The organism is Paenibacillus sp. FSL H7-689, assembly GCF_000517905.1.
In the GTDB taxonomy this organism is placed as follows: domain Bacteria; phylum Bacillota; class Bacilli; order Paenibacillales; family Paenibacillaceae; genus Paenibacillus; species Paenibacillus amylolyticus.
The window spans coordinates 39,581-66,362 of sequence record NZ_ASPU01000010.1; the positions used below are offsets into that span (position 1 = coordinate 39,581).

Consider the following 26,782-nt stretch of genomic DNA (forward strand, 5'->3'; position numbering starts at 1 on the left):
AACATACGGGTATACGCATAAAACCGCCAAAGATCAAGGACGATCTCCGGCGGTTTTCTTCATACCACTATATACTTCGATCAACGATGGAATCTCTCAACTTAAGCTTGTGCAACGGGTGACTCCTGATGTTTCTGCAAAAACTCCAGCATCCGGCGATACACGAGAATCTCGTTGGTCTTTCTGGAGAAGCCATGACCCTCATCATCCAGAACGATGTATTCCACATCAATTCCCTTGGACTGGAGCGCAGCCACGATCTGATCGGATTCGGCCTTCACGACCCTTGGATCATTAGCACCCTGAATGACCAACATTGGGTTCACCATCTGATCGAGATACGTAATCGGTGAATCCTTCGTTAAACGTTCGCGGTCACGGACCGGATCACCCAGCCAGTTATCCATCATCGGTTTCCAGTCTTCCGGTACCGATTCCAGGAATGTGAACAAGTTACTTGGTCCAAAAATATCGACCGCAGCCCGAAACAGCTCCGGATGGCGCCCTGCCAATAACAGGGTCATATATCCCCCATAACTTCCACCTACCACAAACAACCGCTCCGGCGAGGTAATTCCCTGATCAAACAGCCAGTTGATCCCGGCAACACAGTCCAGCCTTGGACCCTCACCCCAATCACGCTCAACCATCTTGACGAATTCCGCACCATATCCGGTACTGCCCCGGAAATTCGGTGCAAAGATATGGTAGCCCTGAGCGAGCATCATCTGGAACATCGGCCGAAAAAACTTTGCTTCGGAAGATTGCGGCCCACCATGAGGCCAAAATACGGTGTAACCATTGGCTTGCTCTGGTTTTGCTTTGAACAAGAGAGCTTCAATCTCCAGTCCGTCGTAGGAGTTATACTGAATAACGTCAGGGTACACGAGATCACTTGGGTCCAGTCCGGTTACCCGATTGGCAGTCAGCGGCTCCCAGGACTCAGCACCTGCTATTTTGCGATAAATGTTATGCGGTTGAATCGCTCCACGTCCGAGGATATACACATTGCCAGCCTTTGTAACGTTCACCTGCTCTATCGTATCCAGCGGCATCTCTATGCGCCGAGGCTCATCGTCATTTTTGCCCAATACGTACATACGATTCTCTGGCCCTGTAAGTGTCCAGAAATATAAGGTCTCGGAAGCCTGATGCCAGCGGATGAACTCCACATCTTCCCCTTCGATTCTGCACAATAAGCGGAATTCGCGGGTATCGATACGGTATTCAGCCACATAGGCGTATGCGGAGTCATCATTGGTAATGAACAGAAGACGATTATCATCTGCAAAAATCAGATCAGATACCTGACTATAACGTTCTGAAGCTGGCAGAACCACCATTTCTTCATTGTTACGATACAGATGCGCCGTCTGATACGTATTGGAGTACATTTTTAAAATAACATAACTCTTCTCGTCAGGACTTACAGCAACCAGGCTGCTCGTAACCTCTTCTCCACTGTATAACAGTTCGTCTTCCCCTGTCTCCAGATCGATGCGGCGTGAATTCAGATAATTCGGATTACCCGCGCTGGTGACATAATAGAGACGCTGTCCATCCTCGGACAACTCAGCGAAATAACAGCGATCATTCGGTTCCGCCGGAACCACAGGCAGTGGAACACCACCCTCGGATGGAAGTGCATATAGATGATAGTTCTCATCTCCATCCCAATCAAACGCGGTAAGAAGATGACGTCCTTGCGGGTCTGCTTTGATAAATTGACTGCTCTGATTCAAGTACGTTAAAGGATACGGGTATCCTCCAGGCAAATCCATCGCCCAAATATTCGGCTGACCGTTCAGATTGCTGTCCATGAACAAACGTTTCTCGTCTGCCGATACGGCAAAATGTGAAATACGGTACGTCTGAAAATATTGCTCGACATCCGGTTTAGGGAACTGAATCATGACAAACCTCCTTGGAATTGAATCAATGAATTTAACATTGGTAAATTAAGGTACCATTTGTCCATATTATAGGTAATGCCAATGTTTAGACAATAGATATGTGAGTTATAATTTAAAATTATCCTTAGCTTTGTTTATCATCAGCAACATTCATCCAGCGTACAAGCGGTCTTGTCTTCCCTGTAGTGCATAGGGTAGCGGAGTAATTCGGACCTACGTTCAAAGACTGAAAATTATAATGTTGCCCTTCCCGTTCCACAACGTGATGCCCATCTAACCCTTCTCCCATCGTATTCAGTTTTCGCCACTGTCCGGACAGAGATTGACCACACGCCTTAATCCAAGCCTCTTTTTGTGTGAGGACTTGCCAAACACGCCGGATCGTTACCTGTTCTTCCTCCCTGTGATTCAGTACATAACACTTCTCATCTTCCGTCAAAAATCGCCTGATCACCGCGCTCATCCGCAGCAACGGACGTACATACTCAAGATCAATTCCCAGCTCTGTATGAGCCGCTAATGCCAGTACACAACATCCTTCGGTATGAGAAAGGTTAAACTGCGGTCCACACCGAACATAAGGTTTGCCTGAAGCTCCATATTCAATATAAATATCTGACGCTGATTGACCCGTGTACATTGCCAGTACTTCTCTCAGAAATGTACGCGACATAACCAGATTCTGAGCATCATGCATGGATTGTTTCTGTTTTCTCTGTACACGTTCAATTTCATCCTGGCTCAGTACACAGGTGTCTATATCCAACCTTGACAAAAAATCCTCTCCCTTGTGCGGAAGAGGCTGTGTCCAGATATGTACTTCATTTGCCACAAAATGAACCGCAGCGGATTCCTTCCATCCTGTAACTGTAGGTTTCACAAGGTCACCCCCTCTCCCTACTCTTCTTGCTCAACGAACAACGGACATCCTCAGATGACTCGGTTTCGCTATACGTTTTAGGTGGATTCCGATCTCCTCATCCGTCAGTTTCATAGCACATTCGCTCATTTGCATGTAATCCAGCCCGATAACGCCATATTCAGAGATGTGCATGCAACGTTTTTTCAATGAATCCATATCTGCATAGTGGTTACTGATCCACTTCATCCGAGCAAAGTGTATATCTTCGGAAGAGAGTGTACGGTCCTGAATGCGACTGCATTCTTCCTTAACTCGTTGATGTAATTCAACGGGATCAACGGAATACCCACAGACATTTGAGAAAGCAAATTCCTGCCTGTAATAGTGATCCCAATGACTCCCCTTCCCGAGCAAACCTGACTTCACACTCTCTGTGAAGAATGTTGAAGTCTCTCCTAGAAGGGCTTCGATACCAATCATGGTTGCAACTTCAGTCTCCAATTGCGTAACTGGCCTCTCTTCCTGAAAGCCAAACCGGACAAGAGGTATTGAAGATCCACCATTCATTTCCTTATAAGTCTCGTCCCGTTCCTGCAACGGCTGAATGAATGGAATGTGGGATATCATCTTGGGTTGATCCATCGAAAAGTTCTCTAACCATTCGAATATCTCCGTCGGATCAACAGGTCCCACTACTGCCACAGACATTCGAGAAGCCGCATAATGACTTCTATAGGCATTGCTCAGCAATTCTACGGTAATGTCGGCAATACTCTCCGGTGTGCCCGCAACATCCTGTGTGATTGGATGGTCGTTACCATACATCATCTGCAACAATTGCTGAAGAGCCAGCCAGGAGGGTTGATCCTTGTACATTTCCAGTTCCTGATGAATCGCCGCCCGCTCACGCTCAATATTTCTTTTCGTGAAGTAGGGGGTCGCAATCATATTCATAAAAAGTTGAAGGCTGTTCCTTAGATTACCTGTACAAGCAAGTTGGTACGTCGTTACATCATAACGCGTCAGCGCCGACGTTGAGGCCCCTTCAGCATGAAGAAGTGATTTGACGGACTGACCATCGGGATTATAAAACATCATGTGTTCAAGGAAATGTGCCGTACCCGCAAGGGTACTATCGTGAATGGACCCATAGGGTACAGAACAGGATACAAAGGTATGACTATATTCGGGTTGTGGCAGTATACTCACGTTCAGGCCGTTGGATAAACGCTTGCAGACACATGAATTTAATATAGTAGTACTCATGATTTCCCTCCTGTACTATGCGGAATATTCACTCTCAGGGTACAGAATCCATGTGACTTCTTTCCTCAACTCGGTAGCAACGGAAGCCACCCTTTCAGGAGTTACTTCTGCTATTTCTTCAAGGAATTGTACAGTCGTCATCTGACTTTCGCTCAACACCTGATCCATATGATTTGTAATGACCTGATGTGGCAGATCGAATCCGACCTGAACATAATGCATCACATTCTGCACAGCGGTATATAACTCCCTCTCGGATACATCTCCATCACAGATTCTCTTCCATTCCATATCGATTCCTTCGAGAACAGCCGTCACGTTAGCACTGCTGGTGCCCGTTGTAATGTGAAGCGTTTTCCGAAAATCATCCAATGTGCTGGTAACTTGATATACCAACTGGGAACGTTCACGTAATTCAACCTGCAACCGGGACGCGGGTGTCGCTCCAAATAAGGTATGGAATACAAACAAAGCCGGATATAAAGCAGAGCCATATCGAATATCTGTACTATAAGTAACATTGATCTTGCACTGTTGAATGTCCAACAGTTCCATCATCATGGCTTCAGCCTCCCGCTGCTCGGCAGGATTACCTTGTCGCCCCTCTACTTCATCCTCTCCTGGATATTGTGTGTTGATTGGGTGTAGTTCTGATTCCCTCTCCGAACAACAGCGTTTGAACACTTCCCTGTTCCCACATTCAAATTGTTCCCAGATCAGATCCGTAATTCGCCCAGGATAGATATCGCCAAGAACATGAACATGGATCGGAATTTGGATCAATGCCTGATAGTGCCGACACAACTCATGAGATATGACACAATGCCGTAGTTCATCCAGAGCCAATTGACGGTTCTGCCCTTCATATCCCATCCATTCCAGACAGCGGCTCTGCACCACCTTGTCCCAATCCGTTCCATCATGCGCGATATGATGTTCAGTCCAAGCCATTTCATCCTGTACTTGCATCTCATCGAACATGCCATGATCATCAACCGCTGGGTCATACAACAAGCCTGCGAGTAATTGCACAGCGCTATGTATGGCTTCCATCTGCGTTCCAGTTATTAACTTATCTTCTGTTATACGAGGTATGCGCATTGTGATCGAGGCAATCTGAGTATCGCCTTTGTAATCAAAACGACAGGTCAGGTCTGCACCATACAGGGACCATAACTGTTGCTGGAGTAGCCTGTTCGATGGAAAGCGACGACAGCTGTTCATTAACAAACGGACTATCATGACAAATATAGCTGAGGGTATGGTTTGCTGAGCATTGATCAGATTAATCTGTACATAATAATTGGCATATTGGTGTGTTGGCAGCACATGCACCGACAGATTGTTACGCCTCTCAGTAGTAAAAGACTGCATCTTTCGCCCCTCCTCTCACTTCCATCTACGAACTGATATTATAGATTGCTCCACTGTCCGTGTTCAGACCGAGCTGTCCAAAACCATCAAGTGGCTTGGAAATCCAGTCCACACGGCTGACTGCTTCATCAGTAATTGACGTTTCATCATCTCGCCAGTGAATGACCTGCTGGTGATGCCTGTCCCAGAAACGCCACAATGCTGGTTGGCTTAACAGTTGCTCGCGAAATGGCTCGTATATCCTATCAGCAGAAGCCTGAATATCCTGATCCAATACAACCGGTGGCAGAAAAACGATCTTGGAACGAAAGTCCTCTGTAAGGGTCATAAAGTATACACATACTGGCTTTTGTGTTTTGGCCAAAATTCGAAAAATACCACTTCGAGTGCGAATTTTCGAACTTAGAAAAGGTAGTTCAACAGCATGGTTATCTGTATTGAATCCGGTCTGTCCATCTACAAAAAGACTGAATGATCCACCTTTCCGCAAATGGGAATACAGCCTGATGCCAATCATCTCATCCTCCGCATTGAGCAGTTCCGCACCTGCATACTTGCGGATGGCCTCCCAACCGGATAGCTTCTTCTCCTGTTCCACTGTTTCCTGCTCGGCGATCAGATAGAATGGAAGCTTGGCAGACATATGGCCTGCACGTATTTCCTGTCCAATCGTAATCATATTGTGCCTCACAAAACCATAATGCCAGGTTAATAACGCCCCACCTTCACGCAACGTTGCCTGCAGATGTTCCCGCCCCTCTACCTCATCCCACTCCATAAACGAATAGGGGCTTTTCTTGTGCTCATTAATTGTACGAAGAAATGCGAGATAGTCCATCCAGATGGACTCAGCAGACTGCTTCGGCTTAAGCGGAGCCATCTCCTTGATAATGTTCATCAGTGCATAAAAGGACCCCAAATGAATGCCATCCTGTCGCTCCTTATGAAGTTCATCTCTGACCTGTTCACGGTACATATCATATAAAGATCTAAAGTTCATCATCTACGTGTCCCCTCCAAGGCTTGAGAAACTCTAAGAGCATCCTTTCCATGTCGCAGGTAATTTCGATGCATGCCATCCATCATATACGTAAGCATTCTGAGGGCCATCTCATATTGCCCCGGAATGCGTTCATCCGATTCTGCTTCCTGCCCTTCCACCATATCAAAGCCCACATAGGGCAAGGAGGATTCCAGTGCTGCGACCACACAGTTTCGGGTGTTAAACCATGACGGGCCTCCACTGATAGGAAAATCAACATAAGGAAAACTCCCAGGATCAAGACAATCTAAGTCAAACGATAAATAGGCTGCTTCCGCCTGAAACTTGTGCTGTATATCAAGCAGGGTTGTTCGCACTCGTTCCGGGGTCATCTGTTCTGCAGGAATCTGAACCAATTTGGGATGTTTGTACATCTGATCTACAGAACGAAGGCCGCGCAGACCAATCTGCACGACTGCGGCGATACCGTCCTCCGTCAGTAGATGCCTCACAAAATTGGCATGATGCATCTCACTCTGATGAATAGCATCCACCCCGCAATCATGGTGGGCATCAAACTGGACGAGTATGATTCTTGCTTCGGATCGACTCAATATGGATTTCAGGATGGAATACGTAATGGAATGATCCCCACCAATGCAGCACAGTAGCGCCTCTTCCCTTTCCGTATATACCAGAGCTGAGTTAAGACCCTTCGAGTAGGAATCCGTATCATCTGTTTGGCAAGTACCCAAATCCTGCATCATTACTGATTCAAGTAATCTCTGGCCACTGCCAATGTCATATAGTCCTGATATGCGGGATTGCGTCAGAGCTGGATACATTACCTTTTTCCATGATTCGGCCCGAAGAGATTGCTCAAATCCCGCGACTTTTGATCCCTCCATACCTGAACCTCCCGAATAGGGAATACCCAGCATATAGAGATGCGGTGAATCTTGACCTACGAGAGGTTTCAGTGAAAAATAAGGCTCATCTGGAGGGTCAATGCCATCTAGCTGGGGGATCGGACGTGTCTCCAATTCTTCAGCGGGTTCAATCTGATAGAACTGGCTGAACGTCTCATCGGCTGCAATCAACGTATCGCCGATGCGGCGTACCAGGTATACAGGTTCCGTATCTTTCATAATGAGACCTCCTCTATTTGATATTGGTTATATCTAGGTCGAATAACTCTGAGCAGCTAGACCCTCCTGCTCATCCGCGTCAGTTGGTTTATGCCCGGATGAATCTGTATAGTCCTTTTTGAACAGCCTGATCACGGGTAAGATGCATAATAAACTCGCTGCATTAACAAAAGCAATGACGCCATAGAAGTATCCCACATGATCAAAGATTCGTGTCAGCCCCCACCCTGCAACAATAATAAGCAGAAAATATGCAGCATTCATAAGCAGGGCCTGATAGCCGCGTCCACTCTGTTCCATGGTAAGCAGCGTTGTCATCATAGGACCCATGGTCAGATAGGAAAGGGAAACCACTGCCAGATATCGGGCCGCTTCTGCACGGGATACGGGATCCGCAATCAGAAAAGCTGTCAACGGTTCCCGCCATACCCAGATGGATACGGCAATTACGGCATAAAGAATGAATGACTGTACCAGACCTCTGCGATAGCTCTCGTATGCACGTGGTCGATGAGCCTCTTTGAGGTTATGATTAATCATGATCCCGATAGCCGATCCAATAACGATTCCGGGCAGTATAGCCATCGTCTGAATTCGGTATCCAACTCCGAATCCAGCAACTACCCCTTCCCCAAATCGACTGACGATTTTGTTGAAAAAGAAAGTACTCAAAAAGATAAGACAGTACGAAATAAATACGGGAATGCCTACCTGCTGAAGTGCAATGAGATGTTTCCACACAAATGTTACCCGTTCATACACAAATTCCTTCCTCAATATCAGAATCAGAAGGCTTATGAGCAAAGAGAGTGTTGAAGAAATAAGATTGGCGTATACAATTCCCTTCAATTCCATTCCAGCCACCGAAACGAACCAGTACACCAGCATAATGTTGAGCGATGCCGTACCTACGGAATTCCACGCTGCCGCTTGAGCTCGGCCCAACCCACGCAATGCGGCACCACCCACCGCTGCGAGCACAGCGGGCACACCTGCTGCCATCATGCCCGCCACATAAATGGTAAACATGGGCCTTACATCCATAGGGACGGCATAAAACCAGGAGAGAAGTGGCGACACCAGCATAACCACACCGCCAGCAACAATTGAAAAAATAGCTGCGCTGCCAAGCATATGCCCAAGTAGCGATGTAAAAGCCCGCGAACCCTCCGCTCTGCTCCGTGAGACAGCAACCTGAACCGACAATTGCATGGCTTCCACAAGCGCAATCATGATAAAAGAAATGGGAATATACAGTGATAGCACATATAACACGGTCTGACTGGTATGACCCATAAAAAAAACATTGACCAGCTGCGTTGTTACGTTAACCAAAGAAGCAAGCAGCATCGGTATTGCAGTGCGGATTAACAGCCGGTTCACCGATCCCGAAGTATAATCCAGACCTTTCAAATTCAATCCCCTCCTCCATTCATGATGTCTTCACTTCCTGATGTATTGTGAGACGAGTCAGGACAGGCATATGTACTACATGTACACAGCAGGCTGATAACAGCCGTTCGCCATCCCAGGATATCAATAGAACACGATCATCTACCTTTATATTTCCGTTCTGTAATTGTTCAGCGAGCTGTATCCACACGTCGCCACTTTGGTAATCAATAGTTTCAGGTACGTGGTAGACTGACTTGATTAAGGATATGCCTGGCTTCGAATAAGGGATTATGTGTCTACGTAAACGGGATTGAAGAAGAATATTCTCCGTCTGACCAGCATCCATGAACTCATCTATAATGGATATAATCTCTGAAGCCATAACACTCCCTTCGATATCGTCAACCGTTCTCTTTCCTATATAATTCACGGCAAGAGCACCGGACTGTCTGTTTAACTCCAAGGCAACAGCCATATCAGACAGATCTCCGGGAGAATCGTGCTCTTCAATCACACGTTGTTCCGCCAGAACAAACATCCCCCGTTCCTCTCTCCCTAGTGTCCATGCTGCAGCCTGCATTCCTTCCGTAGCAGCGAGTGGCCCCATATGGGAAAGTGCCAGTGGATAGTCCACCTTCCAGGAGGTAGACTCCAGAATTCGGGCCAAAGGTGGATTCATGGCGTAGCGTTCAGGATAGGTCTGGGCCAGAATCAGCAGATCCCAGCGCTCACTTGCACCAGAAGCCAAAGGTTCCATGACAACTAGCGCAAGATCACCGGCAGTTACCCGTTGATCATCGGATCGCAAAGAGCGGGTTCGCACAATAGACCTGTCATAATAGTTCTCTTCCATATATATGTGTGGAGATAAGTAATAGTAATCTTCCACATCGAGCATGTCCGTGGTATACAAGTGATCTTCGGCCGTAACCCAACAGATATGATTAACATAGACAGACATCGCACGAGGGTTATTCAGCGTATCAGGCATGCTTCATTTTTCCATTGGCATAGGCTTGGAAAACGTTGATCTTCTGAATGGAGGTAGTTCCTTCCATGAATTCGAAGGCACGCGCATCCCGATACCATTTATTCAATAAAGGATGGTCAATCATGGAACCAGGTCCCATCAGGTCAAGCGCCAGTTCCGTGGCCTCCTCAGCCAGTGCTCCAGCACGAATTTTGCTCAGGGAAGCCAGATACCCTTTCTGCACATCCGCATCAATCTCCGCCGCTGCGCTGCGAATCATGCTACGGAGTGAATGCAGGCGCATCTCCAGTCGCTCTAACTCCACCTTCTCCCTCTCCGAGAAAACAGACCTCTGCTCCTTCACATAATCATATGCTGCCCGTGCGACTCCAAGCGCAAGTGCAGCGACACCTGGCCGCATACGATGAAAGGTCTGAAGCGCGCCCCATAATCCACGCTTGGTTGGACTGAGATGACGCCCGATGATATCTTCCTCTGCCAGCGGAAAACCATCCAACGTGAGGTGACTCAATTGCACACCTCTAACCCCCATCGTATCCAGAGGTGTGGCGCTGAATCCCTGCACAGACGTGTCTACCAGCGCAATCTGGATGCCGAGAGGCGTACGATTGGTCTGAGCAAATACCAGTCCGATGCTGGCACGACTACCATTACCGATATAGTACTTCTGTCCGTCAAGGTTCAGTTTGCCTTCCTTGTTCCGCGAAATTCGTGTGCCAATACCCGTAGCATCCGAGCCCTTTTCCGGTTCAGTAAGAGCGAAGAATGACCACGCGGGTCCCTTGAGAAAATGAGAATAGTACCGCTCCTTCTGTTGTGAGTCAGCCAGAGCTGATATGATTACACTGGACATCGATGGACCCGGGCTCCCCAGAAATACACCGGCATCACCTGCTGACAGTTCCTCAATCGCGATAACTCTTTCCAGACAGGAAAGACCATAATATCGTTCCTGACCTACAGTGACGATCGGTTCACCGCCATATTCCGGCGGGATCATCATGCGATTGATGGTTCGCAGAGATGCCAGATGTGTGAACTCAGCTATACGCTCAGGTTCACGGTCAATGACCAGGCCAATATCACGTAATTCCGTGGCATATTGTTTCATTTCCCGCTCAAAAACAGCAATGGTAGATCGTGTAATCATCAGAAGGCCTCCTTCGGAATGAGCAGCATATTTTTGACCATTTGACCTGCATACACGTAAGCCGAGATCGCATGTCGCAAATAGCCAAACCCTCCTCCAAGACGCTGCAATTGACGGAAGGCCTCGTCCAGTTCTTGATGAACCCATGTGCTTGTACGAGCCTCCAAAATGCCTGATTGCTCTAATACGAATTCATCTGACTGAATAGTCTCAGCCATATATAGTACAGTCAAAACATCTGCAATCATGCCCTTGACCAGTTGATGCTGAAGTGTGGATTGCCCCCCTGAGTTGCGACTGGATAGATGATTACGCACTTGCTCCAATCCTGCGCTGCACAGTTCAGTACGGAAATAAAGCATACGTTTTCGAAGATCAGCTATATCACCTGTGACATCATCTTGTCTTTCAAAAAATGCCACATCTTCATTCTGAAGTTCCGATATTCGGTAGAGTAAAAGACCTGAAGGCTCCAACATCCGATCTTCCACCCGATCCGCACGTACCTGTTTCCATTCGTAGATATGGCCTGTCTCTGCATGACATATCCATGGCCCACTTTTCACGAGTTCAGGTGTCGCCAGTATTATCCCCCCTTGGCATAACAACACGGGACGTGTATCCAAACGCAACATTGCTGCTTCCAGCAGATCTGTTACAGTGGGTACCGGACGACCTGCGGCCTCTGTACCAACCGGCACAGTACCTACCTCATCAGAATTCAAGACTGACATATGCACTCCTCCTATTGACTCATGATCAACAATCTCCATGCTCAATTAACGCAAAACCAAAAAAACTGCCCAGCCCAATGCTGACCAGTACGGACCTCTCCCCCTTATGCACCCATTCATTCTCTAGCCCAGAGCTCAGATTGATGAACGCATCCGTGGAGAAGGTATGTCCAATCCGCGGGATATTATCCAGGTAAATTTGTTTTTGATCCACGCCTGTACGCTTTGAAAACTCCTTCCATGTAGTCCAATTGACGTTGTGGGGAAAGATATGATCTACATCATGAAGTGTCAGGCCCTCTGCTGACAGCAGCTCTTCCATACCTCGAATGATATGATCCACATACAGCTTGTTAAATGACGTCATCTCTTCCACTTCCGCATAATATCCGGTATGGAACCTCGTATCCCGAAGAACATGAGCAGCCTGTAAGATGTGCTGACCATGGTTTCTGGATAGAAGCATGGCAACAGCCGAGTCACCCAGAATCGTAGACTTTCGAATATATCTCCAGTCGGGTGGCATGAAGTTAAACTGATCGGCACATACCAATAAAACATTACGAATATCAGGCTGTGTACGGGAGATTCGTTCAAGCCATTGAAGAGCGGCTATCGAGGACGCACAATTCATCTGTGAAATACTATAAAAGGGGATATGCTCGAGCCCATATTCACTCAGAGCCCGTTGCAAGGGCCTATAATCCCCTGGTGCTTGTACATGTGCAGAATGGGCATAGAGCACAAGGTCAATGGCAGGCAAAGGTTGTCTGTCAACAAGCTGTCCGATCGCGCGAACGATAGAAGTATCCAGATGCTGACCCGGAGGGGTAACGGGAACACCGTTCAGACGATGATATTTGCGCAGCAATTGAAGCTCTCCTTTACCCAGTCCCAAGGATTCGAGGATAACCCCGGGCTCTTCGATCTGATCAGGCAAATATACACCGATATCCACTATACCCAGCCCCATCACGTTTCCCTCCTCCTGATTACAGCTCTTCGTATCCACGTGTATGAATGAGAAGTGCATAGATAAACTTGTCATCTGGCTCCAGGTGCATCAGACATATGTAATCATCTGTGCACCGATCTTCAAGAAGTTGCTTCAGACCAAAGAATGGTGCAGCGCTCCAGTGGGCAGGATCGTAACTCCCTTGCCAGCCTGTAGCATGAAACCATTCGGTACCGGACACTTCCTGCTCCAACAGCGGATGGACAAGAAGCCTGATCTGAGCCAGATTAACGGATACCTGAACGCAAAGCCTGTCCAGCAACAATTCTGCTGTCTCGGCAATCGAACTCTCGGCATATTGTATTTCCACACCAACAAGGGATGAACCGCCTTCTGCCAACCGATCCAGAACCAGAACAGCTCCCGTGTCGGGTTCTACAATCTCGCCCACTCCTTCCGTCTCGTAGGGAAGAGACGTCTGATCAAGCACAAGCAGCATTCCCCGATCGTAGTTGCCGCTGTTCAGATAATGCTGGAGCATATGTAGTGCCGCGAACGGTGCACCGAACCCCATATCGTTCACGGCAAAACTCAGGAACCGTGCCTGATAACGGTCCATCAGATAGTTGACAATGGAGATATCTGGACGAATATTGGGAAAATGATAGGCCAGCAGGAGAACATCCACGTCTCCCATGATCTGATCCAGCCCCGACTCTTCGAGCAGTAGTACACTCATATCATGATAGGCATTGTTATAACGACCCTCCAGCAGATGAAACCGGGGTACCACGGGGGACCCCGCCAACAAATCACTGTGAAATCTTAACAACTCCGGATGTTCGAACGGAGGCTGCTTGTCCTTAAACAGCCTGACCCTCATGTCCCGGATGGTAACAGGCGCCGCCATCAGGCAGCAACGAGTTGCTTTTCGATATATACAGCTAGTGAACCCACTGTGTTAAATACATCTGGTTCCAGTTCATCCGGGTCGATCTCCAGTCCCTCAATACGGTCTTCCAACGTCATCAATAGTTCCAGAACAGACGTTGAATCCAGATGAAGTTCATCAAATAAAGATGTGTCCCATGTAACAGCTTGGTTCTCTTCCATATTCAGTACTTCGGCAAGAGCACCTTTGATTTCTTCAAGCAATACTGCGGTTGTCATGATCATCTCTCCTCATCTGTTGGTTACTGCGGAATGTGAAACAGGGATCAAACGCTGTTTGCCCAGTAGATCTTCGGGAGTATCCCTTTCCCGAATCAGATGGGCTTCTCCACCACTAATCATCACTTCAGCCGGACTTCCATGACTGAGAAAATGGGTCGGTGAAGCAGTAGGACCGTAGGCACCGGAATGAAATACACCAATTAAATCCCCTTGTTCAACGGGAGGCAGGTTTACTTTTTTGCCAATAACATCATTCGGGGTACACAAAGGGCCAGTTATATTAAACTCTGCAACCGGGGATTCTCCGTAACGTGACAAAGATGCAATCGGGAAATTGCGCTTCACATACGAACCGATTCCGACCGCAGCCATATGACAATTGGTACCACCATCGGTCACAACAAACGTCTCTCCATACGACTCCTTGACATATAAGGCTCGGCTAACCAGCATCCCACTGGTTCCCACCAGATACCTTCCCAGTTCCATGAACAGTCTGATGTCAGGATGTTTTTCCTTGAATTGTTCGAACAAAGGGTTCAATTGTGCAGACAGGGCACTCACAGACAGCGGCTGTTCTCCCTCGTAATACGGAACTCCAAGACCACCGCCCACATCTACCATCTGCAGCCGAATGCCCAGTTGCTCCTCCAACCGTTCGGCAAGCTCCAGAATGTGGCGTGTGTTCTCCACAATAGGTTCCACGTCAAGCATACGGGTTCCCATGTATACATGCAGACCGATAATATCCACATGTGAGCATCGTTCCAATTGCTGTCGTCCCTGCATCACAGTATCCTCATCCATGCCAAACTGGCGTGGTTTGCCACCCATCGTGAGCCGTGATCCCTTCACGGTAAAAGAAGGATTGATTCTCAGTGCCACGGGGACAATCCGTCCCTCTTCAGCTGCAATGGCTTCAATGCGGTTAAGCTCCTGAAACGATTCACAGACGATTGCGTAGATGCCATGACGAATGCAAGCGGTTATCTCCGCGTCGGTCTTGCCTGGTCCGAGGAAGATTATACGCTCCGGATTTGTACCCGCCTGTAGTGCGGTATGTAATTCGGCCATGGAACAGACCTCTGCCTGGGCTCCAAGCCCCTGAAGCAGGTGAACAATTGAAATATTGGGATTAGCCTTTAATGAGTAGAACAATTCCACCTTTGGAGTCAGCAGGCTGCGAAGTTCTTCATATACTCGCTCTAATACCTCAGCGTCATAGACGTATAATGGTGTACCGAATTGTGCAGCGATGGCCGAAATCGCAAGCCCTTGAATCTGATAATCTCCAGACATCTACTTCACCTCGTTTATGAATGATAACTTGGCTTCAACCGCAGCATCGGTCGCCCGTAGCTGCTCAGCCGAATGAGCAATAATGACACCATAGAGACGACCAGAGAACACACGATCTTCACCTTTGAAGGCTGCATTGACCGTTGCAAAATTGTTGATAAGTATCCCCTCGCCCTTCAGCGGATCAAATAACAGAGGACCAAGTGTTGACCTTAACTTTCCATAATCCAGGCGGTGATTCAAACGAAGTGTATATTTTTTGGCCAAAGCTAACATCCCCTCAGGAATCCACTGGTTCTGGATCTCAGTCTGATACGTCGACATGTTAAACCTTGCATTGATCTCCAGATTAGGCCACACACTTCCGTCCTCATCCAGAATGGCATCGATACCGGCTACACCGTAATATCCGTCCCGATGGAGCGCAGCCCCAATCTGCAATGCCGCATCCCGAATCACCTCAATCTGCGCAACGCTGAGACGTGGTGGCATGAGATGCCCCTGATGAACACCCTGTTCGACCAATGATTCCTTCACACCAAGAAATTCAACCTCACCACTCCGATGAATTAAAATCTGGTAATTCAGATCACATGTTTTGTTTATCCACTGCTCCAGCACATAATTCACAGCTCTTGTCCCATTCTTGCTTGCCTGTTTCTCCAGTAATTTCACGCATTTGTGGAAACGGGCTTCATCTGCAATAACGGTGATTCCCTTGCCCGAGACGCCCATCGAATCCTTCATGACAATACGCCCGCCCTGTTCCAACACGGATTTCATACGTTCAAATCCGGACGTAAGTTCCTCCAGAGAGTAACACTCACAGCCAGGAATCTGACGGACACCCAGTTCGGCATTAAGCCTTCGGGAGTAGCCCTTATCATTGACTTTGCGGAAAATGTCAGCCGGTGGTACGGCAAGGGGAATACCCGTGCGTTGAGATAGTTCTTCTTCCTGATCCGAGGCTCCGAAGGGAACCAGATAAGCCTGTATATCCTGTCTATCTGCCAGTTCACGCAGCCTGTCCAGCGTACGCTGACAATGCAGGATGTTAGCTGTAATGTTCAATCCTGGTTCATTATATTCAGTAGCAATTAAACGTGATCGACCAAAACCGATGGCCTGCGCATCTGCTATAAATCCGGAATCCGGCAGTTCCTTGAGCAATACGATATCCTGTTCACCTGCCAGGAAAATTCCCAGCTCCTCCATCCGGTTTACAACGTCAGCAGCCGAACCAACACTCAGCGAAGGCAACTTCAGTACCCCCTGCTCATTCCAGTATTCTTCGACTTCAAAATTGTTTATATAAATAAAAACAGCTTCATCATGACCTGTAAGCGCCTGCTTCAGCTTTCTCGAAAATCCGGTCAACAGTGCGGTCAATCTCATCACCTCGTTCTTCTGCGAACTGCATCACCGCCACGCTGAATGTTGCTCCCAGCCCAACCGTGACAAGCAAATAGTAGTCGTCCTTCTGCAATAGCCCCTGATCTGAAATCTCTTTCAGATTAATATAGGGATCGGAACAGAAGCAGTGCCCGATTTCTCCCACATTGGATGTGTACACCCGCTCCAATGGATAGGACAATCGTGCAGCAACCTTTTTCCATGAAGACAGATTCACATTGTGCGGGACAATATAACGGATATCCTCCAACGTCAGGCCCGATCCATCTATTGCCTCGTGAATGACATCACAGAGCTGGGGTGTATAGATTTCCTGAAATTCCTTGAGCGTCTCGGGATCACCTGTCAGCACGTTGCAGAATTGTCCAAGGGTTACGTTCGTAAGCCCCACCATCCTGCTTCCCGGGCCGGATTTACCAACCAGTATGGCGGCCGCAGCTTCGCCCATAACGGTTGTATTGGGGATGAGCTGTACAATGGGACTGAATGTTTTTTCACCTGTTACGATTAAAATATGATCATCCTCTTCCAAAGAGGGCAGCAATGTTGCAGCAACATCCAGCGCAATCAAACCTGAGGCACAGTTCTGCTGTGTCAGTGAAAATGCAATGGCATGATGCATGCCGTAAGCCTGCTTCAGACCTTGCAATACCTTCATTGGAAAGGGGAAATTTTCCTGAATTGTGTGGCAATAAATGATATACTTGATAGAAGATGGAACAACTGTCGGACTGTTTACCACCTGGGCGAGGACACGTCCTAACAGCTTAGTCAGATCACCGTCTTTGTCTTGCGGAACCTGTTTCAGACCGTGAATTTTCTCCAACACTTTGGTCTGAGCTTGTTTGAGTCCCAGATGTTCGCTCAACTCCCGGACAGGAACGACGAACTTGGGAATGTATGACCATATTTGCTTGATATGCATCGGTTTAGGACACCTCGTTATACCCATCATACGGAGCACTCTCAATATAGGGAGAGAGCTTCATCCGAAGCTCTCATCTATTGGACTAACCATAATGCCATAGTAGATACAAGGGATTATGCACGAGCCGCTACTGCACGAGCAGATACCGCACGAGCTGCTACTGCGCGAGCCGATACTGCGCGAGCTGCTACTGCACGGGCAGATACTGCACGAGCTGCTACTGCACGAGCACTAACTTCACGTGTTTCGCCCAGCACGTTCACTTCCGATTGTACTGCTTCCAACTCTTTGTTCTTCAATTGTTCCAATGTAATGGGAGTCGCTTTAATGATCATTGATTTATTCCTCCTTTCGTCTTGGATACTATCATTCTATAATCTCCCAATTTGGATTTAAACTGTAAATGGAGGTAAATGGATTTCTCGCACGCCTTACCCCTTGTTAATACCAATTCCAAGCATTCAATATACAACTCACATTTCACAACGTAATCACAAACTAATTCAAGGGACGGTGAATGATCATGATCGGACCCAAAATTCGGGAAATCCGGGAGCAACTTGGACTGTCTCAGAAACAACTGGCAGGTGAGGATATGACACGCTCATACATCAGCCTCATCGAAAAAGGCAGAGCCGTTCCCTCTCAGCGTATGTTGAAAATCATTGCTCGCAGACTCAATACACCAATGGAGTACTTCTTGGGAGGAAGTCCGACAACGGACACCGATATTGGTGAAGCTGTCCTGGACAAAGCCAAAGCCTACTATGCTGAGCAGAATGATCCTGCCTGTATCCGTATGGCTCACAAAGTTCTGACTCTGACGGAAGATACACTGGATCAAACGGAAGCCTATCTGCTCATCATTCGAAGCCACAATAGGCTTGGCGATTACCGCCAAGCTCTGGATGATGGGGAAACTGCGGCTTTTACAGTCACCCGAACAGGAGACCGGGAGCGCATTGTCGACTATTACCTGGAAATGGGAAGAGCTGCATTTCATGCAGAACTGTTTCACGCTGCCCGTAAATACTACGAACAGTCCTATACCTACAGCAGCAAACTCAAACATCTGCAAGATAAACATATCCGTTCGTTAACCTTTCTCGGAACAACCCATTTGCGGCTCGGTAACGTGGATAAGGGACTGGATTATTATCTCAAAGCCGAAAAAGAAGCCCACATGACCGGGCAACCGGAGTTATATGGCGAAATTACGCTGGGTTTGGGCAAGGCCTATTATATGTCCGAACAGGACGGACACTTGCTCTTAAGTTATGACTGGACCAAGAAATCGGTAGATTCATATAAACAGGCAAATAGTAAATCCTATGTACTTGCTCTTCACAATCTGGCTGTCATTCAACTTCATATGGGACAAAAAAAAGAAGCCCTTCCCTTGCTGTCAGAATGCGCCGATATCTACGACAAACGCAATCTGCCTCACAAGAAGGCTTCTATATTAGAGGAAATCAGTAAAATTTATCTCGAAGAACGGCAACCTTTACTGGCCGAAACAGCCATCAAGGAAGCTCTTAAACTGCTGGATCAACGAGATGAAGGCATGCTCCGTGCAAAACTATATCGTCTTCTCGGCATTGTATTTCATGAGAAAGACAACACCAATGAAGGCTATTATTTCCTTCGAATGAGTTACGATCTGCTTAAACGCATCCATGCAGATCGTGAGGCTGATATTAGCCACAAACTTTTAATTCTAAGCGGACAAGAACAGAAAATGAATTATGATGACTATAAATCCTATATCAAATAAATACGGCCCCCATCTTCTCCTAACAACTATTCAGGAACAGGATCATTCAGATCAAGCGGGTGCACCGTTATTTGTTTGTCTGACGAATAGCCCAATGATACACGGGACTGAAGAGCTTCCCCTGAATTTTGAAGATGTCCATTGTACAATGAAAACAACATGACAATGGCCATAGACAACCCGCTCGCAACAATCCGAAGCTTGAATATTTTATTATCCACGTCCATCTCTCCTTGTGCATATGGTTTGGCAGCCGAACATACCGTGTACACTTCAGCGAACCTAAGATGTATTGTACGGATAATTGCAATGACTTTAAATACGTTAATTACCATTTACCTCTACTTGCACATGAAACTCACGTATAAAAGGTCATATGATCTTTGTCTTCGCGATAATAATCCAGCCTTTGCTTCATCGTACCTGTATGCAGTTCAAACAAATGACCATCCGGATCAGTAAAATAAACAGATAATGCGTCCCGGGGATCTCTGGGCCTTCCAGGAAGAATGTCCGCCCCGGCTGCTCGCAGCTGCTGTACAGACGCGTCGAACTCCTCTTCTGTAACGGTAAATGCAATATGGGTATAGGTTCGTTCCGTATAGTTGCGAATAACATCCTCCTGATTCAGGGCAATCCACAGACCGGCAAGCTCAAAATAAGCCAGTTTGCGTCCTTTCACCTGAATTTGGGCACCGAGAGCCTGCTCATAAAAGGTAATGGCCCGCTCCAGATTGGATACGGAAAAGCACAAATGATTAATTCCTTGAATATTCATGTGGCTCCTGACACCTCCATCGATTTAAGGATCTACCCTTATTATGGTATATTCTGCGCAAAAAACAACCGCTCTGCTGTTTCCTCCCGCACGTTCTTCTGGGCGAATGCATAGGTTATCCGTATCAATGAACGTTCGAGGAGGATGTAAAGCGAATGAATCCTGTCTATCCTTTTTATGGTGAGAAAACGGTATGCAAGGAGCAAAAGCTGGCATTTCCACCCCAGCATCAGGACCAGCAACCCGGTCTGGAAACTCTGATGGTGCCTGAACCGATCAGTGAAGATCCTGCCTATATCGGCAGCTGCAAACTCCAAGGTAAAGTTGCCATTATTACGGGTGGTGACAGTGGAATCGGCCGGGCGGCCGCCATCGCTTTTGCCAAGGAAGGTGCGGATATCGTCATTGCTTATCTATATGAACGGACAGATGCCGAAAGGACTCGTGAACGGATCGAAGAACTGGGACAGCGCTGTCTCTTAATCGAGATTGATCTCCGCTTAAAGAAAAACTGTGAAGCCGTCATTCGCACAACCATGGAAACCTACGGGAAGATCGATATTCTGGTCAACAATCATGGCGTACAGTATGTGCAGCCAAGCATCGTTGATATTACAGAGGAACAGCTGTATCACACCTTTCAGACCAATGTGTTCGCCTATTTCTTTCTGATTCAGGCCGCTCTCCCCCATCTGTGCAGAGGTGCCTCCATTATCAATACGGCTTCCATTACAGCATATAAAGGCAACACTCAACTGATCGACTACTCTTCTACCAAAGGAGCCGTCGTATCGCTGACTCGTGTACTCGCCCAATCACTCGCTGCACAGGGAATCCGTGTGAATTCCGTCGCCCCGGGACCCATCTGGACACCGCTCATTCCTGCTAGTTTCTCCGCTGAGGATGTACAGGTATTTGGAACAGATACACCCATGGGTCGAGCTGGTCAGCCTTACGAACTGGCGGCAGCCTACGTTTATCTCGCTTCCCGCGATTCATCCTACGTCACAGGTGAATGCATTCATGTAAATGGCGGCGATATGGTAACGACATAGGCTGATGTCAGGTTGGATTTGGCAGGTGTGGCAGGATATCGGTTGTTCAGTTGCGAAGAGGGTTAGGAGTATGATCCGGTTATGCCGGAGCCTGACATCTAGCGACAAGGAGCTGAACAACCTGATGAACTTCGATCCACTCTACCAACCGTACCCCTCTTACCGCGTGCCTGTGTATGCGAAACAAGGCATGGTCGCCACGTCACAGCCACTGGCTGCACAAGCTGGTCTGGATGTATTGAAAAAAGGCGGCAATGCCATTGATGCCGCCATTGCAACTGCGGCAGCACTCACGGTGCTGGAGCCAACGTCCAATGGCATTGGAGGCGATGCTTTTGCCCTCGTCTGGACCGAGGGCAAACTGCATGGCCTGAATGCCAGCGGCCCTGCGCCTCAGGGCATATCCATTGAGGCGCTTCAAGCGGCAGGCCATACGGAGATGCCGAAGCTTGGGGTTGTTCCGGTGACGGTGCCTGGCGCACCGGCGGGTTGGGCTGAGCTGAGCCGCCGTTTTGGGCGACTCACGCTGGCGGAAGCGCTGGAACCGGCCATCCGCTATGCGGAGGAAGGTTATCCGCTTGCGCCTGGGCTGGCCCGCCACTGGGCAAGGGCAGCCGAGATCTATGCACGCCAGGGTGATGCGGAAGCAGGGCGGGCGTGGTTTGAGACATTTGCTCCAGGCGGGCCTGTTCCCGCAGCTGGAGAGATGTGGCGCTCGCCGGATCATGCGGCGACTTTGCGCCAGATTGGCGAGAGCGAAGCACGAGACTTTTACGAAGGAGAACTGGCAGAGCGCATTCATTCCTTTATGGCAGAGCACGGTGGTTATCTGACTTGCGAAGATCTGAAGGCTTTTCAGCCGGAGTGGGTTGATCCCATCTCCGTCTCCTATCATGGTTACGATGTATGGGAGATTCCGCCGAATGGACAAGGATTGATTGCTCTCGCGGCGCTTAATCTCCTGAAGGGATATGATTTTGACGAGAAAGAATCCGTTCTGGCATATCATCGGCAACTTGAAGCTATGAAGCTGGCATTTGCCGACGGGGAGAAATATATTACTGAAGAACGCAAAATGGGTTTGACGGTGGAGGAACTCCTGTCCGAGGCATACGCGGAAGAACGGCGCAAACTCATTGGTGATACCGCACGAGCACCTGAGGCAGGTGATCCACGTGCAAGTGGAACGGTGTATCTGGCTACGGCTGATGGTGAAGGCAACATGGTTTCGTTTATCCAGAGTAACTATATGGGCTTCGGGTCTGGGCTCGTTGTTCCGGGAACAGGCATTGCTTTGCAGAATCGTGGACACAACTTCTCACTGGACCCTAATCATGCCAACGCCCTGGAGCCAGGCAAACGAACCTATCACACGATCATTCCGGGGTTCCTCACCCGTGGCAGCGAAGCGGTTGGGCCATTCGGTGTCATGGGTGGTTTCATGCAGCCGCAGGGTCATGTGCAGGTGGTTATGAATACGATCGATTATCACCTGAACCCACAGGCCGCCTTGGATTCTCCGCGCTGGCAGTGGACGAAGGGCAAAACAATTCTCGTGGAACCGGGTTTCCCGCAGCATATCGCTCAGGCACTCGCCCGCAAAGGACATGATATTCAAGTGGCACTCGATCCATCCCAGTTTGGACGCGGTCAGATCATCTGGCGCAACCCGGACAATGGCGTATTATGCGGGGGTACGGAAACCCGAGCGGATGGCTCGATTGCGGCTTGGTAAAACTCGCGTCATTTTTATAATAGGATGATCACCTTATCATCCGTATAGGGTGAAATTTTAAGGCACAACAGAGATGATTCATGTCATCTCTGTTGTGCCTTTTTTCGACTTCTAACATCAGTAAACAACATACTGTAGATATTTATGTACCCTTTTAACCAGAGAAATGTAAAAATAATGTGTAATTCATGAAAAATACTTATTTTTTCGTAAATTTTCACTACATACCATAAATCACAGTGCCTTTCTGACCGATATAGATAAAGGGAAATCCTCACCATACGTGTCATCATGCACACGTACTTCCCTGGAGCTAAGGAATCACGCAAAACAGAAAAATGCGACTACAGAAATGAGGGTACCACACATGAAAACAAACAAGAACAGACGCGCAGGTCTAGGTCTCACCATAATGATGATCCTGACGGTACTAATCCTGGGGGCATGTTCACCCAACAATACAACAACGGCAACAGACACAAGAACAAAGGTTGGGATCGTGCTTACGGAAGTGGGTCTGGGTGACCGTTCTTTTAATGATGCTGCTTTTGATGGACTGGTTCAGGCCAGAAATGAGAAAAGCATTGTCTTTGACTATCGTGAACCGGGCGACAATGCCGAAGCTGCATTTGAAGAGTTTGCGCAAGCCAAATTCGATCTGGTTATCGGCCTGAGTGATGCTGTCCAAGCGGATATGGAGAAAGTTGCAGCCAACTATCCTGACCAGCAGTTCCTCATGATTGACAGTCAGTCCGAACTGCCTAACATTGCCTCCATTTCATTCCGGGCGGAAGAAGGAAGTTATCTGGCAGGTGTTATTGCCGCTATGGCTTCAACGGAAGATCATGTCGGCTTCCTTGGTGGAATAGAGATACCAGTCCTTCGTAATTTCGAGCAGGGTTTTAAACAAGGTGTTCTGGCTGTCAAGCCGAATGCAACCGTTGATGTCGTCTACGCAGGGGACTTTGGCAATGCCGAGCTGGGTGAACAACTGGCTGCAGAGATGATTCAGGAAAAGGGCGCTGACGTGATCTACGTAGCTGCTGGTCTCACAGGCGTTGGTGCACTGACGGAGATTCAGAAATTAGGGAAATACGCCATCGGTGTAGATACCGATCAATTCTTTTTGGCGGAAAAATCCATTCTTACGTCCATGCTGAAAAATGTGGATGTCTCTATCTATAATGCCGTTAACACGTTTGTTCAAAACAATCATACCTTCCCTCAAAAGGAAATCGTGGAGGGGCTGGCGGAGAACGCCGTGGGTCTGACTGCTCTACATAATATCACGCTCAGTGATGAACAACAGCAAACCTTCGAAGATCTGAAGGCTAAGATCTCTTCCGGTCAAATCAAAATTACGCTTGATCAATAACCCATCGGATACGAGGAGGTACGCACATGAAACTACAGGGAAAACTGATACTTAATGCTCTAATTTCACTACTTCTATGCCTTGTGCTAGTCGCTTATATCATCATGCAATTGCTCAACATGAATGCCAAAAATCAAAATCTGGTACCAGCCATGCTCAAGGTGAGTGAACTGAACGCCAATCAGATTCAGACCCAGCAAGCGCTGGATGTCTACTCATTCTCCATGACAGCAGGAAACCAGGACGCCGTGCTTCGCTTGCTGGATGAAGGCCAAACGATGATTCAGGAGCTTACGGACGGATTGCTCGAAACAGATCAGCAGTTACAACTTATTCAGTCCATCGAGACAAAATTAGAAGCTCTCAACCAGGGAGCCACCGAAGCGATGAGTGCGATGAACAGTGCGGAAGCGAAACGTTACAGCACTCGGGTTCGGGGCATACAGAATGATATCTATTCGTTAGATGAGATGACTCGGGATCGTTATGATCAATATACCGTCGATTTGGAACGTGACATTCAGCAAACGTGGCAAGCCGCTCTGGCAGGAGCTATCGTATTGCTCGTCGCCGTGATGCTGTTTAATATGTATACTTCACGTCAGATTGCCAAGCGTATTCGAACACTCAAAGACGCCGCTGGACAAATTGCGGACGGTGACCTGACCGGACAATTACCGGAAGCTCGGGGCAAAGATGAACTCGATGACCTGAGTCGTTCCTTCGGTACCATGACTCATAATATCCGCGGCATTATTCAGTCGATTGGTGAAGCGGGTCATCGTGTCGATCTGATGGCACAAGATATTGACCGCGGTAATGATACAGCCCAAGCGATTGTGCAGCAAGTATCCCGCACCACGGAGGAACTGTCAATTGGCAGTCAAAAGATTGCCGAGGATCTGAGTGAAACAGTGATGGTTGTGGACAAAATGCAGTCTACCTTCAATAGCAATCTGGAGGCCACTTCCCAATCGGTAATCGATGGTCGTGAAGTATTAACTACCGTTGAGGAAGGTAATAAGGCTGTAGCGGAGCAACTCCGCTTGGCCGAAGTGAATCGTATGGCGATGGCCGAGGTGGAACAAACGGTGCGGGAACTGGAAGAAAGCGCGGTTCGAATCACTACGATGACGGCATATGTATCAGAGATTGCCAAACAAACAACCATGCTCTCGTTAAATGCCTCCATAGAGGCTGCTCGCGCTGGAGAAGCCGGACGTGGCTTCGCTGTTGTTGCGGGCGAGGTGAACAAACTCGCCGAACAATCTGCGCAATCGGTCAAACATATCTATGCGGCTGTGGGCGAGATCACAACCTCCATGGACAAGGTGAAGAACTCTGTAGCACAAAGCATGCAGTTATTCGGCGAACAGGAACAAGCCACTGGCCAGACTCGCGAATCCTTCTCTGCTATTCGTGAAAGTGTGGAGCGCATTAGTACGGGTATCCATCAGCTTGCTGAGGACATGCAACACTCCAATGAACTCAGTACACAGGTGCAACAAGCCATCGAAAATATCAGTGCCATCACCGAGCAGTCGGCTGCCAGCAGTGAAGAGATTACCGCCTCCACGTCGGAACAACAACGTTCCTTCGCTGATGCAAGTATCAAGGTGAAGACATTGCGTGATATTAGTGCAGAGATGCATCAGGAATTGCTGCGATTCCGTCTGTAAGCAGGATGCCGGAGAATTTTGGGTTGGACGTAGTTCAGATGTAGTTGAGATGCAGGTTAGATGCAGATTATAGGCATGTTATGGGCAGGTTATAGCCGAGCCAGGATTAGGTAGCGTGAACATACAAACAAATAAAGGGGAGCCTCCGTCATGCATCATGACAGGGCTCCCCTTTTCAGTACTAATCATTGTTTCATCCAACCATTAATTCGTTTCAAAGATATGAAAGTATATAAATTGAACTAAACATTTACACGAAACGGAGAAGACAGAAAGAACCTGAAAAAGCGGAGCTAAAAGTTGTCTGAAAGAAGCTGCCTCAGAAGCATATACTTCGCCTAAAAGCTTCTTGAAAGAAAGCCGCTTCGGAAGCATATGCTATCCCCGGATTTCCTAATTTATAAAAGAAAAAACTGGGGATAACAGCGATCGGAAGGTTGTTCTGTCACCGGAGTGTCCAGTGTAAATATTCTTTAGATCAACTTATATAGATAACAAGGCATCAACATTTCAGATCCAAACGTTTAACGAACTGAGCAAACCTTATTGGGCCATTAATTGCATGTTATAAAACCTAACGAATCTCAGGCACTCTATTCACTAATTTAGTCCGGTTTTTCAGGTGTTTTATCTGAAATACACAGAAATAACGTGGATGAGGTTCGTTAGCTTTTGCTCCTCGATGTAAACCGTGGTATAAGGTGTATCAGGTTCGTTAGGGCACTGGGAATTGGGTAGTGAGCACTGAGCAATGGACATCGTGCACTCATCTACTTTTAATGCGCTGGTGCGCTAGTTCGTTG

Annotated in this window: 24 protein-coding genes; 5 read left to right on the top strand and 19 right to left on the bottom strand. The window is 47.8% G+C overall.

The window, feature by feature from the left end; genetic code table 11:
- Window positions 1-101: 101 nt before the first annotated feature.
- The 17 genes from C170_RS06135 to C170_RS06215 all read right to left on the bottom strand — a co-directional run bounded on the left by C170_RS06135 (window position 102) and on the right by C170_RS06215 (window position 17,918).
- A complete protein-coding gene (locus C170_RS06135) occupies window positions 102-1,913 on the bottom strand; it encodes a S9 family peptidase (RefSeq protein WP_036607388.1) in 1,812 nt (603 codons plus the stop codon).
- A gap of 124 nt (window positions 1,914-2,037) precedes the next feature.
- Entirely contained in the window at window positions 2,038-2,793 is a 756-nt protein-coding gene (locus tag C170_RS06140; RefSeq protein WP_036607390.1) for a 4'-phosphopantetheinyl transferase family protein, read from the bottom strand.
- 30 nt (window positions 2,794-2,823) lie between these two features.
- The gene (locus C170_RS06145) at window positions 2,824-4,041 is read right to left on the bottom strand and encodes a M16 family metallopeptidase (protein ID WP_036607393.1); all 1,218 of its coding nucleotides are present in this window, start codon (window positions 4,039-4,041) and stop codon (window positions 2,824-2,826) included.
- 15 nt (window positions 4,042-4,056) lie between these two features.
- Window positions 4,057-5,415 (bottom strand): insulinase family protein, encoded by a 1,359-nt coding sequence (locus tag C170_RS06150; protein WP_036607396.1) that lies wholly within the window; start codon window positions 5,413-5,415, stop codon window positions 4,057-4,059.
- A 25-nt stretch (window positions 5,416-5,440) separates the two neighbouring features.
- Window positions 5,441-6,418, bottom strand: coding sequence for an LpxL/LpxP family acyltransferase (locus tag C170_RS06155; RefSeq protein ID WP_036607400.1), 978 nt, complete (start codon window positions 6,416-6,418; stop codon window positions 5,441-5,443).
- A complete protein-coding gene (locus C170_RS06160) occupies window positions 6,415-7,545 on the bottom strand; it encodes an arginase family protein (RefSeq protein WP_036607402.1) in 1,131 nt (376 codons plus the stop codon). Before C170_RS06160 ends, C170_RS06155 begins: the two co-directional genes overlap by 4 nt.
- 33 nt (window positions 7,546-7,578) lie before the next feature.
- Window positions 7,579-8,964: an MATE family efflux transporter gene (locus tag C170_RS06165; protein WP_143781119.1), complete on the bottom strand. Its 1,386-nt coding sequence runs from the start codon at window positions 8,962-8,964 to the stop codon at window positions 7,579-7,581.
- A gap of 13 nt (window positions 8,965-8,977) precedes the next feature.
- Window positions 8,978-9,931, bottom strand: coding sequence for a hypothetical protein (locus C170_RS06170; RefSeq protein ID WP_036607406.1), 954 nt, complete (start codon window positions 9,929-9,931; stop codon window positions 8,978-8,980).
- A complete protein-coding gene (locus C170_RS06175; protein ID WP_051447034.1) occupies window positions 9,924-11,081 on the bottom strand; it encodes an acyl-CoA dehydrogenase family protein in 1,158 nt (385 codons plus the stop codon). Before C170_RS06175 ends, C170_RS06170 begins: the two co-directional genes overlap by 8 nt.
- The gene (locus tag C170_RS30990; RefSeq protein ID WP_036607408.1) at window positions 11,081-11,815 is read right to left on the bottom strand and encodes a hypothetical protein; all 735 of its coding nucleotides are present in this window, start codon (window positions 11,813-11,815) and stop codon (window positions 11,081-11,083) included. Before C170_RS30990 ends, C170_RS06175 begins: the two co-directional genes overlap by 1 nt.
- Before the next feature lie 25 nt (window positions 11,816-11,840).
- Window positions 11,841-12,788: a ketoacyl-ACP synthase III family protein gene (locus C170_RS06185; protein WP_036607410.1), complete on the bottom strand. Its 948-nt coding sequence runs from the start codon at window positions 12,786-12,788 to the stop codon at window positions 11,841-11,843.
- 19 nt (window positions 12,789-12,807) lie between these two features.
- On the bottom strand, window positions 12,808-13,563 hold the full coding sequence (locus tag C170_RS06190; protein WP_036607412.1) for a hypothetical protein: 756 nt from the start codon (window positions 13,561-13,563) through the stop codon (window positions 12,808-12,810).
- 116 nt (window positions 13,564-13,679) lie between these two features.
- A complete protein-coding gene (locus C170_RS06195) occupies window positions 13,680-13,940 on the bottom strand; it encodes an acyl carrier protein (protein WP_036607413.1) in 261 nt (86 codons plus the stop codon).
- 12 nt (window positions 13,941-13,952) lie between these two features.
- A complete protein-coding gene (gene lysA / locus C170_RS06200) occupies window positions 13,953-15,242 on the bottom strand; it encodes a diaminopimelate decarboxylase (RefSeq protein WP_036607414.1) in 1,290 nt (429 codons plus the stop codon).
- Window positions 15,243-16,637, bottom strand: a complete 1,395-nt coding sequence (locus C170_RS06205; RefSeq protein ID WP_051447035.1) for an ATP-grasp domain-containing protein — start codon at window positions 16,635-16,637, stop codon at window positions 15,243-15,245.
- The gene (locus tag C170_RS06210) at window positions 16,573-17,580 is read right to left on the bottom strand and encodes a ketoacyl-ACP synthase III family protein (RefSeq protein WP_036607416.1); all 1,008 of its coding nucleotides are present in this window, start codon (window positions 17,578-17,580) and stop codon (window positions 16,573-16,575) included. Before C170_RS06210 ends, C170_RS06205 begins: the two co-directional genes overlap by 65 nt.
- 116 nt (window positions 17,581-17,696) lie before the next feature.
- The gene (locus tag C170_RS06215) at window positions 17,697-17,918 is read right to left on the bottom strand and encodes a hypothetical protein (RefSeq protein ID WP_036607418.1); all 222 of its coding nucleotides are present in this window, start codon (window positions 17,916-17,918) and stop codon (window positions 17,697-17,699) included.
- Window positions 17,919-18,106: 188 nt separating this feature from the next.
- Here C170_RS06215 and C170_RS06220 point away from each other — a divergent pair, with 188 nt between their 5' ends.
- Window positions 18,107-19,357, top strand: a complete 1,251-nt coding sequence (locus C170_RS06220; RefSeq protein WP_162158956.1) for a helix-turn-helix domain-containing protein — start codon at window positions 18,107-18,109, stop codon at window positions 19,355-19,357.
- 26 nt (window positions 19,358-19,383) lie between these two features.
- On the opposite strand, the gene C170_RS30675 is transcribed toward C170_RS06220, so the two are convergent.
- Together C170_RS30675 and fosB are read right to left on the bottom strand one after the other, a co-directional pair.
- Complete coding sequence (locus C170_RS30675) at window positions 19,384-19,578, bottom strand: hypothetical protein (RefSeq protein WP_143781120.1); 195 nt, start codon at window positions 19,576-19,578, stop codon at window positions 19,384-19,386.
- A gap of 137 nt (window positions 19,579-19,715) precedes the next feature.
- A complete protein-coding gene (fosB, locus tag C170_RS06230) occupies window positions 19,716-20,135 on the bottom strand; it encodes a metallothiol transferase FosB (protein WP_036607427.1) in 420 nt (139 codons plus the stop codon).
- A gap of 155 nt (window positions 20,136-20,290) precedes the next feature.
- Between fosB and C170_RS06235 the strand changes: the two genes are divergently transcribed.
- From C170_RS06235 to C170_RS06250, 4 genes are all read left to right on the top strand, one after another.
- The gene (locus C170_RS06235; RefSeq protein ID WP_036607429.1) at window positions 20,291-21,190 is read left to right on the top strand and encodes a glucose 1-dehydrogenase; all 900 of its coding nucleotides are present in this window, start codon (window positions 20,291-20,293) and stop codon (window positions 21,188-21,190) included.
- Window positions 21,191-21,314: 124 nt separating this feature from the next.
- Window positions 21,315-22,925 carry a gamma-glutamyltransferase family protein gene (locus C170_RS06240; RefSeq protein WP_036607524.1) on the top strand — a complete coding sequence of 537 codons (1,611 nt, stop codon included), beginning with the start codon at window positions 21,315-21,317 and terminating at the stop codon, window positions 22,923-22,925.
- A 367-nt stretch (window positions 22,926-23,292) separates the two neighbouring features.
- Entirely contained in the window at window positions 23,293-24,300 is a 1,008-nt protein-coding gene (locus tag C170_RS06245; RefSeq protein ID WP_081745872.1) for a BMP family lipoprotein, read from the top strand.
- A 26-nt stretch (window positions 24,301-24,326) separates the two neighbouring features.
- The gene (locus tag C170_RS06250) at window positions 24,327-25,979 is read left to right on the top strand and encodes a methyl-accepting chemotaxis protein (RefSeq protein ID WP_036607433.1); all 1,653 of its coding nucleotides are present in this window, start codon (window positions 24,327-24,329) and stop codon (window positions 25,977-25,979) included.
- The last annotated feature ends 803 nt before the right edge of the window (window positions 25,980-26,782 follow it).